General features: G+C 35.4%; 17 protein-coding genes and 1 pseudogene. 10 read left to right on the top strand and 8 right to left on the bottom strand.

What is annotated here, in order from left to right:
• Position 1 precedes the first annotated feature (1 nt).
• The gene (locus tag RE471_RS06135; protein WP_309213933.1) at positions 2-1,132 is read left to right on the top strand and encodes an acyl-CoA dehydrogenase; all 1,131 of its coding nucleotides are present in this window, start codon (positions 2-4) and stop codon (positions 1,130-1,132) included.
• On the opposite strand, the gene RE471_RS06130 is transcribed toward RE471_RS06135, so the two are convergent.
• Together RE471_RS06130 and RE471_RS09955 are read right to left on the bottom strand one after the other, a co-directional pair.
• Positions 1,129-1,746 carry a DDE-type integrase/transposase/recombinase gene (locus tag RE471_RS06130; RefSeq protein ID WP_309213932.1) on the bottom strand — a complete coding sequence of 206 codons (618 nt, stop codon included), beginning with the start codon at positions 1,744-1,746 and terminating at the stop codon, positions 1,129-1,131. The genes RE471_RS06135 and RE471_RS06130 overlap by 4 nt on opposite strands.
• A gap of 147 nt (positions 1,747-1,893) precedes the next feature.
• Positions 1,894-1,995, bottom strand: coding sequence for a transposase (locus RE471_RS09955; RefSeq protein ID WP_375379270.1), 102 nt, complete (start codon positions 1,993-1,995; stop codon positions 1,894-1,896).
• 250 nt (positions 1,996-2,245) lie between these two features.
• On the opposite strand from RE471_RS09955, the gene RE471_RS06125 reads away from it, so the two are divergent.
• The 4 genes from RE471_RS06125 (at position 2,246) to RE471_RS06110 (ending at position 8,216) form a co-directional block, all read left to right on the top strand.
• The gene (locus tag RE471_RS06125) at positions 2,246-3,721 is read left to right on the top strand and encodes an APC family permease (RefSeq protein WP_309213931.1); all 1,476 of its coding nucleotides are present in this window, start codon (positions 2,246-2,248) and stop codon (positions 3,719-3,721) included.
• 11 nt (positions 3,722-3,732) lie between these two features.
• A complete protein-coding gene (locus RE471_RS06120) occupies positions 3,733-4,749 on the top strand; it encodes an SIS domain-containing protein (RefSeq protein WP_309213930.1) in 1,017 nt (338 codons plus the stop codon).
• Between the two features lie 10 nt (positions 4,750-4,759).
• The gene (locus RE471_RS06115) at positions 4,760-5,755 is read left to right on the top strand and encodes a BadF/BadG/BcrA/BcrD ATPase family protein (RefSeq protein WP_309213929.1); all 996 of its coding nucleotides are present in this window, start codon (positions 4,760-4,762) and stop codon (positions 5,753-5,755) included.
• A gap of 154 nt (positions 5,756-5,909) precedes the next feature.
• A complete protein-coding gene (locus RE471_RS06110; RefSeq protein WP_309213928.1) occupies positions 5,910-8,216 on the top strand; it encodes an MMPL family transporter in 2,307 nt (768 codons plus the stop codon).
• Here the strand turns inward: RE471_RS06110 and RE471_RS06105 are convergent.
• Together RE471_RS06105 and RE471_RS06100 are read right to left on the bottom strand one after the other, a co-directional pair.
• Positions 8,198-8,968, bottom strand: a complete 771-nt coding sequence (locus RE471_RS06105) for a winged helix-turn-helix transcriptional regulator (RefSeq protein WP_309213927.1) — start codon at positions 8,966-8,968, stop codon at positions 8,198-8,200. The two genes, RE471_RS06110 and RE471_RS06105, sit on opposite strands and share 19 nt — an antisense overlap.
• 244 nt (positions 8,969-9,212) lie before the next feature.
• Positions 9,213-10,310, bottom strand: coding sequence for an ATP-binding protein (locus RE471_RS06100; protein ID WP_309213926.1), 1,098 nt, complete (start codon positions 10,308-10,310; stop codon positions 9,213-9,215).
• A gap of 325 nt (positions 10,311-10,635) precedes the next feature.
• Between RE471_RS06100 and RE471_RS09950 the strand changes: the two are divergent.
• From RE471_RS09950 to RE471_RS06080, 5 genes and pseudogenes are all read left to right on the top strand, one after another.
• Positions 10,636-10,764, top strand: a pseudogene (locus RE471_RS09950) (transposase); the annotation flags it as partial.
• 317 nt (positions 10,765-11,081) lie between these two features.
• Complete coding sequence (locus RE471_RS06095) at positions 11,082-11,309, top strand: hypothetical protein (RefSeq protein ID WP_309213925.1); 228 nt, start codon at positions 11,082-11,084, stop codon at positions 11,307-11,309.
• 458 nt (positions 11,310-11,767) lie between these two features.
• Entirely contained in the window at positions 11,768-12,028 is a 261-nt protein-coding gene (locus RE471_RS06090; protein WP_309213924.1) for a ribbon-helix-helix protein, CopG family, read from the top strand.
• The gene (locus RE471_RS06085) at positions 12,003-12,458 is read left to right on the top strand and encodes a type II toxin-antitoxin system VapC family toxin (RefSeq protein WP_309213923.1); all 456 of its coding nucleotides are present in this window, start codon (positions 12,003-12,005) and stop codon (positions 12,456-12,458) included. The genes RE471_RS06090 and RE471_RS06085 overlap by 26 nt, the downstream gene beginning before the upstream one ends.
• 621 nt (positions 12,459-13,079) lie before the next feature.
• Positions 13,080-13,409, top strand: a complete 330-nt coding sequence (locus RE471_RS06080) for a type II toxin-antitoxin system VapC family toxin (RefSeq protein WP_309213922.1) — start codon at positions 13,080-13,082, stop codon at positions 13,407-13,409.
• Positions 13,410-13,946: 537 nt separating this feature from the next.
• On the opposite strand, the gene RE471_RS06075 is transcribed toward RE471_RS06080, so the two are convergent.
• The 4 genes from RE471_RS06075 to RE471_RS06060 all read right to left on the bottom strand — a co-directional run bounded on the left by RE471_RS06075 (position 13,947) and on the right by RE471_RS06060 (position 19,594).
• Positions 13,947-14,594 (bottom strand): methylated-DNA--[protein]-cysteine S-methyltransferase, encoded by a 648-nt coding sequence (locus tag RE471_RS06075; RefSeq protein ID WP_309213921.1) that lies wholly within the window; start codon positions 14,592-14,594, stop codon positions 13,947-13,949.
• 1,007 nt (positions 14,595-15,601) lie between these two features.
• Positions 15,602-16,261 (bottom strand): hypothetical protein, encoded by a 660-nt coding sequence (locus RE471_RS06070; protein ID WP_309213920.1) that lies wholly within the window; start codon positions 16,259-16,261, stop codon positions 15,602-15,604.
• Positions 16,227-17,174: a DNA cytosine methyltransferase gene (locus RE471_RS06065; protein WP_309213919.1), complete on the bottom strand. Its 948-nt coding sequence runs from the start codon at positions 17,172-17,174 to the stop codon at positions 16,227-16,229. The genes RE471_RS06070 and RE471_RS06065 overlap by 35 nt, the downstream gene beginning before the upstream one ends.
• Positions 17,175-17,176: 2 nt before the next feature.
• Positions 17,177-19,594 carry a hypothetical protein gene (locus tag RE471_RS06060; protein WP_309213917.1) on the bottom strand — a complete coding sequence of 806 codons (2,418 nt, stop codon included), beginning with the start codon at positions 19,592-19,594 and terminating at the stop codon, positions 17,177-17,179.
• Position 19,595 lies beyond the last annotated feature (1 nt).

The following is a 19,595-nucleotide window of genomic DNA, read 5'->3' as shown; positions in this document are numbered from 1 at the left end:
AATGGATCTTACTGGAAAACTCAATGATGAAGAACAGCTTATAAAGAATAGCTTTGATGAGTACTGTGAAAAGAACTATGTTCCATACTATCAGCAGTATTTAGAGAAAAGAATTTTCCCCCGGAAGATTATGAAAGATCTGTCTGAGATGCTTCTACCCTCAACTATTTCACTGAATGAAAATGAAAAGGTTGATGATGTTATGCTCGGAATTCTTTCAGAGGAAATGGGAAAATACGAATTCCCCCTGCCTGCATTCCTGTCAATACACTTTTCCAAGTTGCTGCCATATATTAATAATGAAATTGTAAGGGAAGAATATATTAAAAGATATCTTGCAGGAGATTCTATTATATGCGGGGCGTATACAGAGCCAGGCCATGGTTCGGACGTATATCATATAACAACAGAGGCACATAGATCCGGAAATAGTTATATCCTGTCTGGAGAAAAAGCTTTTGTAAGCAATCCCGGGATTTCTGATGTTTTCATGGTTTCAGCCAAAACGGATGGTGGTATAAGCATTATTATGGTGGACCGTACCATGAAAGGCATAGAACCCTATGAGATTGAAAATATGGCATATATGTTCAAGGGAGAATTTGGTGGCATCAGGATGACCAATATTGAAGTTCCTGATGATTACCTTGTAGGAGAGGAAAATAAAGGATTTAAACTGTTAATGGATATTCTGAGCATACAGAGGGTCCATGTAGGTTTATATGCCATAGGAATAGCAGAAAGCGCTCTGGATGAGGCTATTGAATATGCAAAGATGAGGCGAGCATTCAATGAGCCAATCTCTAAATTTGAGGCTGTATCATTCAGGCTGGCAGAAGATAAGGCAAAGATAGAATCTATCAGAGCCATCGCTTATAAAGCACTTGCCATGGAAAATTATGGGATGGATAACAGTATAGAAAGTGCAGCCGTTAAAGGCTATGGCTGTGAGGTTGCGTTCAATGCAGTCAGTGATGCTCTTCAAACCCTAGGTGCAGCAGGATACTCAAAAACATCATCACTTGAAAGAAAATTCAGGATTTCCAGAGGATTCCTACTTGGGGATGGTACACCGGATATTCAGAAATTAATCATATCAAGGAAACTCTTTGGAAAGGAGTTCAGCCCCTAGATTTTAAAAACATTGTAAAAATTATTATTTTGAATAATTATACTGTTATAATCATGGAATGCATTCTTTATTATTTTGCCATCATTGAAATTATTGATTTCATTGTTCCAGATATAATCTGTCTTTATTGAATTATGGAATGATTCAATATCTCCATTCTCCTCAGGTGTTTCCCTTTCTATGTATTCATGGTTAATTCCCATTGTTTTCAAATAATTATTGAATTCCCTAGAGATATACTGTAGACCATTATCTGTTCTTAATGTAATATTATCTGGTATTATACCATTGAACTTCCGTATAATAGAATCATCCATGGCATTGATAGCATCCCTAGAAGTGCATGATGTATTATAATTATAGCCATACCATTCCCTGGAGAATACATCCTTTATGCACATTAAATATGCCATTCCATTGTTTGTAGGTATATATGTTATATCTGTTTCTATGAGCATTTCAGGCTTATCAGATCTTAACAGTTTACTTTCCTTTCTATTCTTATGGTTATGCACTGGCAAGGTTAGATCATTATTTTTCATTATCTTATACACAGTCTTCTTAGCTATATTTATGCCAGAATTCCTTAATAATGTATATCCTGTTATAGCCATAGGTTACTCTTTCCTTGCATAGATCTATTATTTTACTAATAATGCTGCTGTCAATCCTTGCTGAATGTCTATTATCTTCAATGCTTTCAAGCTTCTTCCTGTAATAGTATGTGATCCTGTTGATTACTCAATAATAACATGCTTTTTTTACTTCAATCCCTTTATTATCCATTCCAGGAACTGTTCCTTCCATTTATAGAACATTGATACAGCTATTCCATGGTTCCTGCATATCTCTGCTATGGTAATATCAGGATTCTGAAATGACTACATTATAATACTGTACTTCTCCTCACCGGTCTATATTCTTCCAGGCATTTAGATTGCCTCCCTTATATATTTATATAAATTATTCGTTATATATATCTCTTTAGATGTGTATAAATTTAAACGAGCCATAACCATAAAGTACAATTTTATTTTTCCCTAATAATATCAGAAGTGTTTCAGATTTTTTCTGTAACCAAAAAATCTTTAGAACATGGAATTATCAACCAGCATGGAAAGTTCATCAGGCAGCGGCCTCAAAAAAAATTCTGTAAGCTTTTATGGTCTCCTTGGTTTTACACTGGCAGGTGTTTTAGCCATAATAGGACCAATAGAAATAGCATCCTTTATTGGAGATACTGGCCCAGCGGCTATATGGCCGATTATACTTGGATATGTATTGTTTGTACTTGTATCATTTCCCATACTGGAGTATACAAGAATAGCACCCTTTGCCGGTGGCTATTATGGTCTCGCGGAGCTGGGTTTTGGGAAAACAGCTGGGAAGTTTACATCACTGGCTAATTATTCATTCTACAATTTCTGGCAAACAGCCAACGCATTTTTTATTTCCTGGCTGGCCATAGATACAATTTACATACTTTATGGAATATTGCTCCCCGAATGGACGTGGTTTTTATTATCTTTCCTTACAATAGCTGTTACATATGTTATGTCCGTACAGAGGGCAAAATACCTCAGCAGAATTGTTCTATATTCTATACTAATTACCCTGGTAGCCGTTATCGGGTTTATAGCATATGTAATTATAAAAACGCCATATAATTCAACCTATTATCTCAATCCTGTACATAGCTATGGAGGATTTGGTGGAATTGCCCTGGCAACAGCTGTACTTGGATTTTATCTGTTCACCGGTTATGGAGGAGCCCTATTCTATGCAGAGGAAAGCGAAAATTCAAGAAAGAATATGTGGAAGGCTGTTTATATAGGACTTACAATATCTGCATTTATAATTGCCCTGGGAGCATATTCTGAGGTAGCAGCTGTAAACAGGATCGACCTCCCGGTAGTGGGCACAGCATCAATTCCAGAGCTTGTAACATGGATACATTATATCCCGAGAATAGCACTTCTTGCCATTAATATGGTCATACTTGTTGTCGCCCTTATAGCTTTTGGCGGTGGTGCAGGATCACAGTCCCGTTTGATGTGGGCTATGACACGGGATGGATTCATTAAAAGCAAGCGCTTGAACAGGCTGAATAGCAGTAGATCCACCCCAACAAATGCAGCAGCCTTTGATTCATTGCTGGCGGGTATAACAGTCATGCTTGTAGGGCTGGTAATGGTATATTTCTATGGATACACGCCATCAACTGTAGCAGACTGCTTTTATGTTGGTGGCACTGCTTCCACAATACTGTGGTACTTCCATCATTTTATTCCTGAATTCGGATTGTTCACATTTCTTGGTAAGCATAAGGAGCTTAAATTTTCAAAGGCAAGGAGGTACGTATCAGGCCTGATAATTCCTGTAGCAGGCGGAGTGCTGTTTGTATACACATTTTACCTGGGCATAATAAGCGATCTGGTTGAGCCCTACCTGGCATTCGTAGTACTTGCTGTGTTAATTCTAATAGCTATAATTGTGTATACTATTTATAAAAAAATCAAAGGTGAACTGGGAAACAGTACTGTAGAATATATGATGGCTGAAACAGGAGATGTTGATGATAGTAAATAGGTGGTGAAGATATGGACAACTGGAATTATAAAGAAACAGAGATGTATAAAGAAATTATGGAGGAGCCTGAGTCTATAATAAAAACTGTGGACTCTATCCAGAAATCCCTGAACGTAGCAGGCGAGGCATTGAAGAAGGCAGATTTTGTCTTTCTGGTTGGCAATGGCACAAGCTATCATGCAGGGCGAATAATGGCCCAGCATCTTGTATTATGTGGAGAACCGGCCATGGCCGTCAGGGCATCTGAATTTTATTGTTATGCCTCCAAATGGGATAGAAATGTGCTGGCAATTATGATAAGCCAGTCTGGAGATAATGTTGATATAATAAGGGCTACTGATCTTGCTATTTCCAGCGGATTTAATACACTGGCTGTCACAAACACTATGGGGAGCTATATTGACAGGAAATGTGGGATTTCGCTTATAACGGCAGCAGGAGAGGAGAAATCCCTTGCAGCCACCAAGAGCCATATAGCGCAGATAGCCGCACTCTATGCTCTTTCTGAACGTGTCTTTAAAAATGAAAGTATTGATACAATAAAAAATAAGCTAACTTTAATTTCGAGCCATATAGAAAATATATTGTCTATCGGGGAGAATTTAAACAACCTCTATTCAAGGCTTTTATCAAAGGTTATATTTCTTGGGGACGGGTACCTGTATTCAGTGGCAAAGGAAGGTGCATTAAAATTTGAAGAAACGGCTGGAATTCCCACAGAGGCATATCCACTTGCTGAATATCTCCATGGTCCAATACATATACTTTCCAGTACCCATACAGTTATAATAATGGGGCAGCAGGATACAGGTACATATAAGAGGGTATATGATGAAATTTCTAAAATTACTAAAAATATCATATCCATAGGGCCCAATGAAAAATCTGATATAAAAATACCCGGTGAAAGTGGTCCATTAAGTTCGCTTCTTTACCTGCCTGTTATACAGCTTATGGCAAACTGGAAGACTGTTAGTTCCGGGATGGACCCTGACCATCCTGAGAGATTGAAAAAGATCGTAAAATGATGGTGCTATAATGGCAGATAAAAGATATATTCTGGCTGTTGATGGCGGCGCAACAAAAACTGCCTCCATAGCTTATGACCTGGTTTCTGAAAAAGTTGTGGGCAGTGGTATCTCAGGTCCTTCAAACCTTACCAGCGCAGGGGTGAAAATTGCATCAGATAATATAAAGAAGGCATGCATGGGATCACTGGAAATGGCGGAAGTCGGGTTTGAGGACATTTATGGTGGCATATTTGGCATTGCAGGAGTTGGTGATTCCATATCCTTAACTGAAACTGGTAGGAATATAGTAAGGAATATTACCGGCAGGGATGATTTCACTGTTCTAAACGACGGCGTAGGTGCATATTACCTCGCCAATCTTGGTGAAGATGGCATAGTATTCGCAGGGGGAACAGGCAGCGTTTTATTTTACCAGAAGAATAATGAGTTAAAAAGGAAGGGCGGATGGAACTGGTTCATTGGTGATGATGGTTCGGCATCATGGATGGCAAAGTCTGGGCTGAACATAGGGACAATGGAATACGATAAAATATATCCCGATGGAGTTCTCATGAGGTCTGCAGAGGAATATTTCAATATGGAATTTCACGAGTTAATACCGCATCTGGAACAGAACCAGAATAAAGCACTTATTGCAGGATTCTCAAGAAGAGTTTCAAGTATAGCCGAATCAGGGTACGCAAATGCCATTAATATATTGCATACCTCGGCAACATATGTATCAAATGCCATAAAATCAGCACAGATGGAAATAGGTTCTAAAAATATATCACTGGTAGGCGGAACCTACATGGCAGGTGATGTATATATATCAATGATTGAGAAGCAACTACTAACTAAACCGAAGGTTTTTTTTGGCTACCAGGTTGCTGTGGGGTCACTGCTTTATCTCATGAACCAAAATGGTATTAAGATCTCCTCTAATATTAGGGATAGGATCTTAAGGCAGTTTGAGGATACTGGGGTACGTGAAAAATATATTAAAATACTCGATTCATTCTAATTTATATATTACATTCAGGGTTTCCCGGAGTGCCTAAGTTCCTCCCCTGCAATGCCATGGGATTCCTAAGCATTATATGGCTTCACAATGCATATTCCATAAGAATAAAAAAAATTTTTATATATTTTTAATAATCCATTTAAAATTAATTTCCATGGATTTATCCAGTAAGATAACAAAACATAGAATACTTGTAATTGCTGTGTGGGCCATTGTCATAATTGCCTTATTTCCTGCATTTACAGGATATTCACACTTTATAAGCTATTCCACATCATCAAATGCGCCGTCCCATTCAGAGTCAGAAATAGCACAGGGGATTCTTGATAAAAAAATTCCTGACAATTCAAGCCTGATTATAGTGTTACAGGGAAACAATCCTGCTGCCCTGAATAGCTCAACATTTGCTACCACTGTCCTTTCATTCCAGGGCAATCTTTCAGGACTCCATTTAAGGAATTATTCTGCCTCAGATTCTGTCTACAGTGCATACGCTTCATTTATAGATAAAAGCATTAATTCCAGTAATAGACTGTATATTAACCAGACCCTGGATCATTATAATGGGAATGCCACAGAGGCATCAGAATACCTTAATTCTACCGGCTATAATATAACACCTGCCATGATATTATCTGTTCATTCTGGCTATAATCCGGGATTATATTATGTTACCCATTACGGCACATCAGGCGTGCCATCATTCATTTACTCTGAATATTCTGCCAAAAATATAACGCTGGTATACCTTTCATTCAGTGTAAGGGCTGGCAAGGATGTTAGCAGTGGAAAGACTGCGTCAGAAATTGCATTTCCAGCCGTGAACTCTCTGGCGAAGAAGGATTTTGGCAATGCCATTACAACAGGAAACGGTGCTATTGCATATGAAACCTCCCAGGAGACAGCAAAGGCAGGTTTTGCATTCGGGCTTATTTTCATATTCCTTGCAATAGCGGTATTATTTGCAGCCCTTTCATGGAAGTCGTCAATACTGGTTTTTATATTCTCGGGTATAGCACTTCTATTGGGTTATGTTTCAGAATATATTACCGGATTAATATTCCACCATGTAAGCTATATAGTTAATTATACCCTAACTGCCGTGATTCTGGGTATTTCAGCCGATTACCTTCTATTTATAATATCAAGATACCGTGACGAGCTCAGGCAGGGGCATGGCAGTGAGGAATCACTTCAAACTGCCATAAGAAAATCAGGCAAATCCATAGTTATAAGCGGCCTGACTGTAGCCTTCAGCCTTTTCACCTTTTACTTTATACCGGGATTCCACTCATGGGGTACAACCCTATTCTTTGCAGTGATATTTACGATTTTATTAGAAACAGTACTTCTACCTGCGGTTATATCCCTATTCGGCAAAAAATTATTCATGAAACTCGGAATGAAGCCCATAAATCCTGAGACACGTGCCAGATCGAGGTTTTACAGGATAGCAGATGTTTCCGTAAAAAGAAAATTTATGGTTATAGCCGTAGTTCTGATTCTGGGGTCCCTGGGCATATACTCATTCTTTGCTGTTCCAACAACATATAACTTCAACACCGGGCTGCCACAAAATCTTGAAGCCGTAAAGGGATTAAATGCAATAGATAACAGCTTTGGCGACAGCGAACTTTATCCAGTATATGTTATAACAGATATTCAGGGCATGAATAACGTGAACAGTACACTTCATAGGGATGCTGAATATTTAACATCACTGAATGGAGTTGGGGATGTCATAGGTCCTGACGCAAATGGAAAAACTGTAACGAACAGTACAGATATCAGCCAGTATTCCATTGGAAGCAAATATGCATACTATACTGTCTATACAGATTATTCACCGTACACCGATCATGCAATTAACCTCGTCAAAAAGATAAGAAGCAATTCAGAATTTATAGTCGGGGGAATAACATCCACAGTTATAGATGAGAAAAAACAGAATAATGCCATTTATGGAGAACTGGAATTATTAATAGCAACGGTAATAGCTGTCATAATAGGGATATCATTCAGGTCATGGAAGTATCCATTAATATCACTGACAGGTGTTTTCTTCAGTGTATCCTGGACAACAGCGCTGCTCTATTTCCTCTCGAAATATGTACTGCATGAGGCATTAATCTACCTGATTCCCATAATACTGTTTATAATATTATTCTCCCTGGGCAGCGATTATACAGTGTTTATCATATCCAGGATAAGGGAGGAATCAGCCACCAATGAACGGGATGCAGCAATAAAGAACGGAATTGCCTCCTCAGGAAAGGTTGTGTCAGCCCTGGGCATTATACTTGCAGTATCCCTTGGATCGCTTAGCCTTATACCTGTGGCCTTTCTGGAGCAGCTGGGAATAGCGTTCATAATCTCCCTGCTAATAGACACATTTATAATAAGAACTGTCTATTTTCCGGCGATGATTTCGGCTCTATTCCCTCATTCGAAGAAATCGTAATCGTATATAACCATAGTCTCAATATTTTTATCTATTTTCTTTATTTTTTGAATAATTGAATTTGCAGAATAGATGTCCTTTTCTATGCTTAGGGATATGCCTGAAACACGGTCATTTACAACAAAAAATGATTCGTCCAGCTCCTTCTCTATTGTTTCCGGCCTTGTGGTGAATATTCCTAAAATAACAATGTTGATTTTTGAAAGGTCCAGCTTGGGTATTATGGATATGAGTTTGTTCTCCCTGAGCCTGTCTATCCTTTTCTCCACAGTAGATGACTTAACATCAAGGATTCTTGATATGTCCGGGGATTTTTTCATGGGATCATTTCTCAATACGTTTATGATCTGCAGGTCAAGGGGGCTTACTAAAGAATTCCCGGTAAAGGCTTTCGGTCTGTATTCCATCACAGGGGTTCCCAGTGAATCCTCCATGTCCTTTTTTCTCTGATGCAGTTCATCCTCTGTTCCTGAGAAGCCATAAACTACAATTTTTTCAAGGCATTTTATAATTGATGATACCGATCCAGGGTAGGTTTTGTCATTCTGAAAGGCCAGGTACAGGGAATTTTTTCCATAAACGGCAGGATTAACATGGAGCATGTACCTTTTAATAATGCCATCCTCTTTAATTTTTTTTACCCGGTAATTCATATCCTGAGCGCTTATGTCCAGATCCGATGCTATGCTACTCAGGCTTTCACGTGGATTCTTTAGCAATCTAAAAATTATTCTGGAATCAGTATAATCCATGGGGAAATAATGTACAGGACTAAATATAATTTTTCATAAAGTTAGGAATATGGGATTATCTATTCAGATATAGGTTATTTCAACAACTTCTTTACATTCTGCTTATTCCTGCTATAACCCCAAAGGTATATATTAAGGATATTGTTAACCCCACAGTCCGGTATTCTATTAGCTATTGGTAGCCGATTCCTTAGTTCAGAATTGGAATAATATTAAGTAATGTCCAGAAGTGTGTATATTTAAGTCATTTTTTGTTCTTAAACTTTAATTTAATTAATGGGTCTTCAATATAATATTTGCTTTCTGATTTTCTAATAAACCCATATTTCTGAAGTTTAATTATATGGTTATTCAAAATTGTAGATGGTATATAGCCTGTTTTTGAGGTGACATAAGCCTTTATTGTAGACCAGCTGTTCAGCCCTGCAGCAATTGCTTCCATGATTGCGATATACCTGTCCTTAGAATTATTTATTAACTTATCTATCTCACTGTCAATTAATCTTCTGCTATATTCTATGACACTGTTTATTGAATCATAGTTATTCAACTTCCTAACGGTGCGGTTATGACCATAGTATGTTAGCCATCCTGCAATTCCATCCAGTACCTCTATGGCCGAATTTATATCATTATCATTTACTTTTAATTCAGCTTCCTGAAAACCTGCCTTTAAAAAATTATAGGACATATTATTAGTAAAATGCCCAATTTTAATTTCATTTATCATTCTTCCGAATAAAGGGCTTTCTGTATTTTCAATGTCAATAAAATCCTCTAAAATTCCAATTTCACTGCCGGTGATGATTATATGTATATTTTTTAAACTGTCATATGCCCACGATAATATATTATTATAACGTTTTCCACTGTATTTCAGATACTGAGCCTCATCTATAGCCAGGATAAAGATACTATTATTTTTCTGTGAAATTTCATTAATTATCTCAAGAATATTATTTAATTGATATTTTCTGGATGTGTCTATATCTATTTTAAAATGATTTATTTCAATGCCATTTATTTTGGATAGGATATCGGTAATAAAGAATTTTAATTTTTGAGAAATACCCATACTCTTCCTTAACTCATTTAATATTTTGAGTGATATTTCATTTTCCCTGATTGCACCGGATTCATCAAATAATTCCCTTATATCTATTATTATATAAGGCATATCAATAGAATTCAATACGCTTTTTAATAGGCTTGTTTTTCCGGTTCTTCTGATTCCATATATTACTGTTAATGGTTCGGTCACGCATCTTTTCAATAATAATGTTTCCTGTTCACGCCCGTAGAGATCTTTAATATTGTCTTTTGGTGTTATGTCAAATAGCATTAGTAATACCCCATATTACTAAGTAATACCCCGTATTATTTAAAGTTCATGCAAACATATGGGATTATAATATTAGCATTTTAATCGTATATCCTGTAAACTGGTGGAATTCTATTTTTATCATTATTTTATCTTTATATGTTATCTCAAGTATAACCATATTATTACCAGATCAAGAAACTGGCAATATATTTATAGATAGTGTAATATATTTACTGTAAATTTAAAATGACTCTTTGCAATATCATAATGAGGTAAACAAAATGACAAAGACAAAGAGTCAATTAATATGTGAGTAAGAGCTAATAAGGATAGTGAACTAACATTAGACAAGCCTGATATGAGGTCAGGTTCATTCACAACCACTGTGTTTGATAAGTATTCAACTGTTGAAAAGGCTTTAAACTCTGTAATAGCAGAATCATATATTAACGGGTATCAATCAGGTAAGTAAATAATATAATAAATAATCTAGGAGTAAATGTATCTCCTGAGTATGTATCATCCTTGAATAACCAATAATTGCTTTTTGTATCTCGTTACATTATCACTGTTGTTCCTCACGCTTATAACATTATTCATATGTATACATCTTCCTATAATCGTATATAAATTTTGATATTTGCATACAAAAGCATCAATACTCAATAGGGTATAGCAAATAGGCATCAAATAAGCCTATTATGAATTCTCCCATGTAGACTTTGCTCAAGTTTGTTAAAAATATTTTTTAGCCTGTAAAATTTAAATATTTTTACAAACTACTTATTTGTGAGAGATGGTACTATCTGGAGAACAAAATTTCTAAAATTTGCTGGTGTCGTATTACTGTATGCCCTTGTTATGGCTACAATTTATTATATGTTTAAACATTACACTTCTGAATCAGACGCAAACACTGTATTAGGAGTCATGGTATTAGCGGCATTGCTCCCTAACATTGTACATTTTTCAGAAAGATACATAAAAAATAAAACTGCAAAAAAATTAACAAAATAAATCAAATATCGTGGGCTCATTTTGAAATCATATATATTACGATTAAATCTTATTGTATGTTTTGCCAACTTATCGGTCTTATAGCGTGATGTTGTAGTACTTTATGAAAATTTAGGCGTATAAATTCAGGTTACGGGCAGTTTAAAGTAAAAACAACTCTAAAGAGATAAATATAAACACGGATTTATAATAGATGCAAAAGCCATTTTAAATCATGATAATGCATTTTATAGAGTTTTAAATTCTATTTAAAATATGGCCAAAGAACTAAATTTCTTGCACCTTAATCAGGTGACTATAAGTTTGTAATGTGTAATATTAAATATTTATGATGTTGTTGGTGAGTACCTTTCTTACCGTTTCCATATCAATTAGATGTGCATTTCTAAGGGTTTTCATTGCCAAAAATTTTGGTATATGGGTAAATAATTATATACCAATATACCATTTATATTTATATGAAGGTCAAAACAAGTATATCTATAGATAGCGAAATCTGGATGGAGCTCAAGAATCTGGCATTACAGCGTGGTAAGGATATAAGCTCTATCCTAAGGGATGCTATAGAAAATGAACTGTATTTAAATTTAGATAAATCCTTAATGAAATACTCAAAGTATGGCAAATCAGACCTGGATTTTGACCCGATTAAACCAAATGGTAAAGTTTCCGGCCTGGTAAGGAGCATGAGGAATGACAGAGAAAGTCGCATATCTTGATAGCAGTGCAATAATAAAGAGATATGTGCTAGAAGCCGGTTCAGAGTTTATTCGTGAACAATACAATGAGGCCTATCTCGGAAACGTTCTGCTTTCATTTAATATTTGGAATATTGGAGAGGTTATTGGAGTATTTGACAGGGCGCGCAGACAAAAAAGAATTACAGGTGAGCAGTCAGATGAAGTTATGGGCAGATTCTCGAATGAAACTGCGAGGCTCAAGAAGATTAGTAGGATAAGGATAATCACACTGTCAGAAAGTTTATTGGAAAGTAGCTGGGATATTGTAATAAAACACCACATCTATGTTGCTGATGCCTTGCAGATTGTAAGTGCCATTGAAGTTGGATGTAATGAGTTTTATACTGGTGATGAAAAGCTTCATAAGTTGGCACTTACCTCTGGCTTAAATTCTACTTATTTGGGATAAACATTATTACTCCAAAAATGAACAACCGAATTTTGATTCCAGTGTATTTACTGGCATTCCATTAAAACAATAAACATATTCATACTGGTCCATTTTTTGAATTTTCTTCTAGGGCTTATTTTCAGATTCTAACCAGAGAATATTGTCATAATACCCCCACCTGATCAATACCCCTTGAAATATATAAACCGATATTCTTAAACGTACTTCAAGTTCTGGAAGTACAACAGCAATTCCCATGCTTGATGCTTTGTTCAACCTATAAATATCACAGAGATATTTCTTTCCTATCTTGACTGCAACTATATTAAGTTATTTCATTTCAACTATGTTCATTTCTGAAAAAATCTTATTTGTAGGCTTGTTGAGCAGGTATATCCTCATAGAGTGTTTGGAATCGGTTTTCTCGATATAAGGTATTTATATCTATATTTCATTTATTAAAAAAGGAACTAAAGGAATACAAGATACATTATAATGACGAGGTAAGGAATTATCTTGAAGTACTGATTAAAAAGAAACAGGTCAAGTAAAAGTTAAATGATATAAATAGTAATAGAAAGAAAATGGAATCTAAATATGGGATCCTAGAGTATTCATACAAATTGATAATGGATGACCATGATAAACAGTAAGGAGGCAGTTCTGGATACCTCAGCCATAATGTCACTTATATTAAAATATAGCGCTACCGATCTTATTGAAAACAGGCTATACAAATTCGATCGTTTTCATATACATGATCTGACTTACTATGAGTCTTTCAATACTATCTGGAGAAGAATAAAAAAGGATACTATAAGTGTTGATGACGGGAACACCATAATGGATGAAACTTATTCTCTATTAAGTTTATTGAAAGTACATAGCTTTAATGAAATCCTCAAAGGTGCTTGTTCATTATCTGTGAATATGGACATTACAGTATATGATGCATCCTATGTTTTTTAGCAATGGCCTTATCAATTCCGTTAGTTGCATTAGATAAAAAAATTACTCAATAAAATTAAGGGAAATAAGTTAAATATTTTATAAGTTATTTTTTAGTCTGATGACTTAAATTCTTCTTTGCTAACTTCCAGAAGTGGTCACTATTACATTACATACTATTTATATTTCAATGGCCTGTAAAACTTCTCCACTTAGTTTATTTAAAAAATAAATGTTATGCTGTCATTTTAAAATTCGTGCCATTCGTGACTTCTGAAAATATTTCAATTTAGTTAAATTTATTGGATATATGCAACTTGATGTTTTTATTTTATGGCTCCAATTTAAACTGAATAGATTTCTTTTCAGGAAATATCTGTTGAAAGGGATTGTCCTCTCTGGGTTACAAGGATATTGTGCTTAGAGAAGCCGTATGATAATCATGACTGCTATAGCTAATAATATTGCCATAATGCATCACCTGCATGGAAACTAGATTTATTATCTGCCACGTAGTCAACATTCCAGAGAATATCATGGTTACCTAAAGTGTTTGACTTAATTTCCTTTATTGCTATCTTTATTCTTTTTCTCAAGTTCAAGCAAGAATTTCTTTTTGTCTATCCCCGGGCCATATCCTCCGAGACTTCCATTCTTGCCAACAACCCTGTGGCATGGTATAATTAGAGGTACCGGATTCGCCCCGCAGGCATTGGCCACTGCCCGGTATGCAGTAGGCATGCCTATCTCCTCAGCCAGTTCACTGTAAGATTTGGTTTCTCCATAGGGTATTGCGTTGATGGCTGTCCAGACCTTTACCTGAAATTCAGTACCACATATATCAACCGGCATATCGAGCAATCCACCATCCAGATAGTGATTTATGGAATCAATTTCCGGCTGCATGCCAGCTGATTCTGTCAATGTAGCATGCGGGAATTGTTTCTGGAGTGAGCCATATAACAATTCTTCGTCAGCACCAATAATGATGCTGCAGACTCCTCTATCGGTTTTCGCCAGAAGTATTTTATCTATTTTAGAGGCAAATATCCTGTATTTTATTTCAACACCCTTTCCATCGCCTCCATATTTTACTGTTCTTATTCCTGATTGTATTTGTGATGTCTCTGTCAGTGATTTGTAACTGTCACAACGATGCGTGATTATGGTATCTTTATGGAATTTCTCCCCAGCAGCGCCACTCATATCTGAATAATATAAGAGGGATTTATAATCGTTTTGCACAAAGTCTATTTGAGGAAATCAGGAGCATTGGCTGAGGGCGTTTGACCGAACTTCTGGCGATTCCTGGGAAAAGTTCCTGTAAAGCACCGATATATCCCACAACCTGGAGGTAATAATTATTTTCAATTTGCATATTACTTTCAAAAAATTAAGTAATATCCTTATACTATTATATAATTAATAAAATGTTTTTATAATTATATTATAATATTTTATTTAATAGTTATATTTAAATAATAATTATTAATTAAATAAAATAAATATTAATTTAATATAATATATAATATATATTTATTTTAGGCAATCATATAATTAGCAGTCCTTACTGTACAATATAGGAATATGGATAGATCCAGCAAAAATGGGTTTGTCATGCCACGAAAGGGCATCCAGCAGCCTGCATTCTACTGTATTTTCATAAAATCACTACAGTATAAAAAGTATTTAAGCAAAAACGCCGTATAACGTTTGTTATACTGCATTATTTTGAGAGTATATTAGGAATACGGGAATTATTGTGGTATAAGCGAGGTAATTATGAATATGAGCGATGAATAGATTATGATCCAAAGTACATAAATGAATATTATATATGAGGAATTTATAAACGATTTAAGGAATTAAGTTTACTTGGAACGTAATATAAGTCACATAAATATAACTTTAACATATGCATATTTTATTTGCATAATGCATATTATAACAGTCTTTCAGAAATAATATTAATATAATTATAATTAAAATAAAGTATAGATTAATTATTTTTATAATATTTATTTATAGATATTTATTTATATAAATATATTTATATGGATAATTATAATATATAATTTGTATTTATATATTAATTAAATGATAATATCTAATTTTTTAAAAGTTAATTTAGACAAATTAAAGCGAGGTACCCATGTAAACTATCACAGAAAAAATATATGGCAATGGTAGAAGAGGTCGAATTGGATACAAGTTCATTTATTAGTATGGTTTATTGCATACTGGCATACGCTATTCAGGGAACATATACCGCATACAGGAACAGTGCCACAAATCAGAGCACCAAAGTCAAGGATAGAATAACCAAACACTACTGGATCATATAATTTAGCTATTTCTTCATATTTCTTATGTATTATTTTACTTCTTCTTAATGAATCGGAAAACGGAATGCCATTTATTCTTGATATTATCCTTACAGTGTTAGCATCAATTAATGGATCAATGTGCCTGAATGCGAATACACGTATAGCGGATGTACTGTAATCCCCTAATCCTGTTATCGCTAGAAGTTTTTTTCGCTCTTCCGGTATAATACCATCATAAATATCAACAATTTGACCTGCAAATTTACGCAATATTCGTGCTCTGGAATGGAGACCCAGCGAGGATAACATGACATCGTCATCCCGTATATTTACCATCTTTTGCACTGAAGGATATCTTTCTATTATCTGATTATATACCATACCTACCTGAACTGCCTTTGTCCTTCTTAAAAGAATTTCTGAAACTGCAACAAGGTAAGGATCGTAGGTAAATCTCCATGGGAAACTGCGATAATTATTTACTCCCAATTTTATAATCTCTCCTCCTACCCTATGCTGTAACTGTCCTGGCTTCTCTGAGCACATCTTTAATCACCCCTGCAAGTGTATATGAAAAAACAGGGCTAATTGAATCTACCACCATCTGGTATCTTTTACCCATTGGTATATATTTAGGAAATTCAAAATTATCAAATCCCATTATTCTCAGTGCCTCAAGAACAGATATTACACGTGCATTAGGGTTTTCAGGTGGATAGTTTGGATGAAGTGTATACGTTTTCATAACATTTCCGAAAGAGGGAGACGGTTCATCCCATTTCAACCACCTCCATCCATATTTTCCTGTTCTATATTTATCAGAATACTTTGAAATTGTTCTAAGATGTGGCCAGACATGGTCCGGAGTTGCGCCCTCATTTAGATGCCTATATGGCCATATAGCGTCGCGTACAGTTTTTGTGATTTTAATTTGTTTTGCGAGGTATTCGAATATATTATTTTTCTCCCCTTTTACACCAGTTACAAAGAACCGCTGTCGGGCAGTCGCAGCCCCATAATCTGAATATCTAATGATACCAGTTTTAACGGTGTATCCCATTTTTACAGCATTATTAATTGATTCCCCTATAACAGGATCATTCATTATTGCAGGTACATTCTCCATAATAAACACCCTAGGCATCTTATCAGTCACTATGCTGAAATATTTCTGTACAAGATCATAATCTCTATGATGCATTTTACGTGCTTTTAGATTTACTGTTGACCAAGGTCTGCAAGGCGGACCACCAGCAATAACATCATAATTAGATTTAATAGTTATCTCCCGTAAATCTGCAGCAGAACCAGTTCCACCTGTTAATTTATTATAAGAATCAACTGCAAAAGGTTCTATATCGATACCTGTAACACTAAAGCCTCTGCGTGCGAATCCGATAGACATCCCACCCATACCAGAAAACATGTCCAGCATTTTTAATCTGTTATTTTTCTCCAAGTTTACTCAGCCCCCATACCCTCTGGATAATTTATGGTATATGCATCCGTGTCATTATTAACTTTTTCAAGCGTTGCTCTTTTGATCAATAAACGTGCGTTATCCGTTGCCCCATTAATTAAGTTAAAAAATTTCCTAGAAAGATCAATGTACTCACCGTGCAGTATATTTCTTGAAAGTCTGTGCATTATACTTACATCATTATAGCATTCAACAGCAGCGTTATTGCTGAATGATTCATCTCCAAGTTTATCTTTTAGATATCCAAATATACGTATCATATCATTTAGGGTTTTTGGGCTATCGGCTATGTATAAGCTCACTGTATCATCCCTAGTCTCTATCGGAACCCACCATCTTTTTAAATATGATTCATTTTCTGCACTTAATTCAAGATTTTTAAGATCTGATGCAATATTCTCTGCTGAGATGATTCTGGATAGTTTTGATAGCCCGTGTATCCACATTCGTGATTTATTGAAAATATCTATTATACTAACACTTCTGCCGCCCACACGAACTGTTTCAATATCACCACTATTAAGAATGAATTGCAGAAGCTCAAGATGTATGGATCTATATAGTCCACTTCTGTCAAAGAGTATATATGTTCCCGGAAGTTTATAGATATTTTTCTCTGATAACCTTATAGATTCAATGCTTCTACCTCTGATAACATATATCTCCACACCTGCTGGTATGATAGTATACCTTCCGTCTATTCCATAGATATATACGGCTTCATCGCCCGACTTAATTGTATTTCTAATTTTATCTTCTATTGGGTGAATCTCAGTATAATAGTCGATATCATCGCTACCATATTTACTGTACTCTTTAAACTCATTATAATTAATACTATCGATAACAGCTCTGATGAGTCGTGGCATATCGCCAGTATACTCAACAAATGGTCTGTAAAATTTCTGGCACTTAGAGTTTTTAATATAATAACGTGCATATTCAAGCAATTCGCTCGTTCCACAGACAAGTATTTTTTCAGTGTTCAGTGTGCTGAAATTAAAATTACCGTAGATCCCGGGAATCATAATGCCCTTAGTTCTTAGGCCCGCAACATCAGCAGGCAGGAGGGTATGAAGAGTAATTCCTTCCGATTTTAAGTAACTATCGAGAAATTTCCCCGCCATAATTGCCCAGTTTTCATTCATCTTCCTTTCCTTTATAATATTAATAAATTCATTGCGCCATGGGTTTATATTTAGGCCCGATCCAAATTTATCCTCAATTATTTTTCTAAAGATATCTCCCGCATCTCTTGAAAGAGAATATACATCATCTATAAGTTTAGAGATATTATCATTACGTACAGTAATATTAGATATATCTCTTAGAGTAAGAATTGATTTGAGTTCTATACGCCTGAGCCTCTCTACCATTTCGTTATCTATATGCAATGATCCTGGTATTATAATATTACGTGTACTATATTCAATATATTCAATATTAAATTTTCTTGAGCGGTATAGATTCCCAGCATGACATATTAGGCTGTAAGCATTCATGAATTCAGTGGACTTTAATGGGTGAAATTTAATGCCATTGTTAATGAGCTTCTTTACAGTATTCATGTCATAGTCTGTAAATGCCACTACAGGTATGCAATAATCCTTAAGTAAAAATTCAAGAATATCTGTGTTACTGCCGGCATCAATAATAACAATAGCCGGATCCCGCTCCCTAATATAATTTAAAACGGATTCTTGTGATATGTATTTAATTACAGTAACTAATTCCCTGACAGTTGAGGATGAACTAGAGTAGAACTCACTGTAATCCATAACGTTATAACAATTTATAGTTCCAAATCGTGAGCCATTGGGGATTTTTCTGAGATTTAGCCTCTCACGTGTAACGCCATAATTGTCCGCTATATCTTTCCAGAAAGATTTTACCGGGATTTTACCCTTAATAATTCCATCTATGTTATATTCCCACGCGTTACGTATAATTGGAAAAATATCTTTCTTACTTATTCCCTGGGATTGTTTGTTTACACGATCGCCTGTTACCCTATACAGACCTGATAATATTTCATGTACACTAGTCTCCTCTAAAACGTTTTCAGTTGGTTTATCAGACATAGTTATCAGAAGAACATTCCTATCAAGAATGTGAGAGATTGTATCTGCGGCAACAGCTAGAAATAAAGGCCTATTAGGAAATGGCCAGTTGACAGCATGAATACCGCTGATACCTGCAGTTATCCATTCTATATACGCATTTTCTGCAGGGTTTAAATTAATTTTCCATGGTAGTTCTTTATTAAATATATGGCAGTCTTCCCATCCACCACATATGTATCTTTTGTTTTGAGCATCAATTTTGACCTTTGCCGGGTTATATATAGGGGCACCACACTGGGGACATGCAGGATACTTAAAAAAATACTTATATATCATT

It is taken from the genome of Ferroplasma sp. (genome assembly GCF_031200575.1).
In the GTDB taxonomy this organism is placed as follows: Archaea; Thermoplasmatota; Thermoplasmata; order Thermoplasmatales; family Thermoplasmataceae; genus Ferroplasma.
Note: the sequence above shows the minus strand (reverse complement) of the source record. Positions and strands in the feature narration are given on the sequence as shown.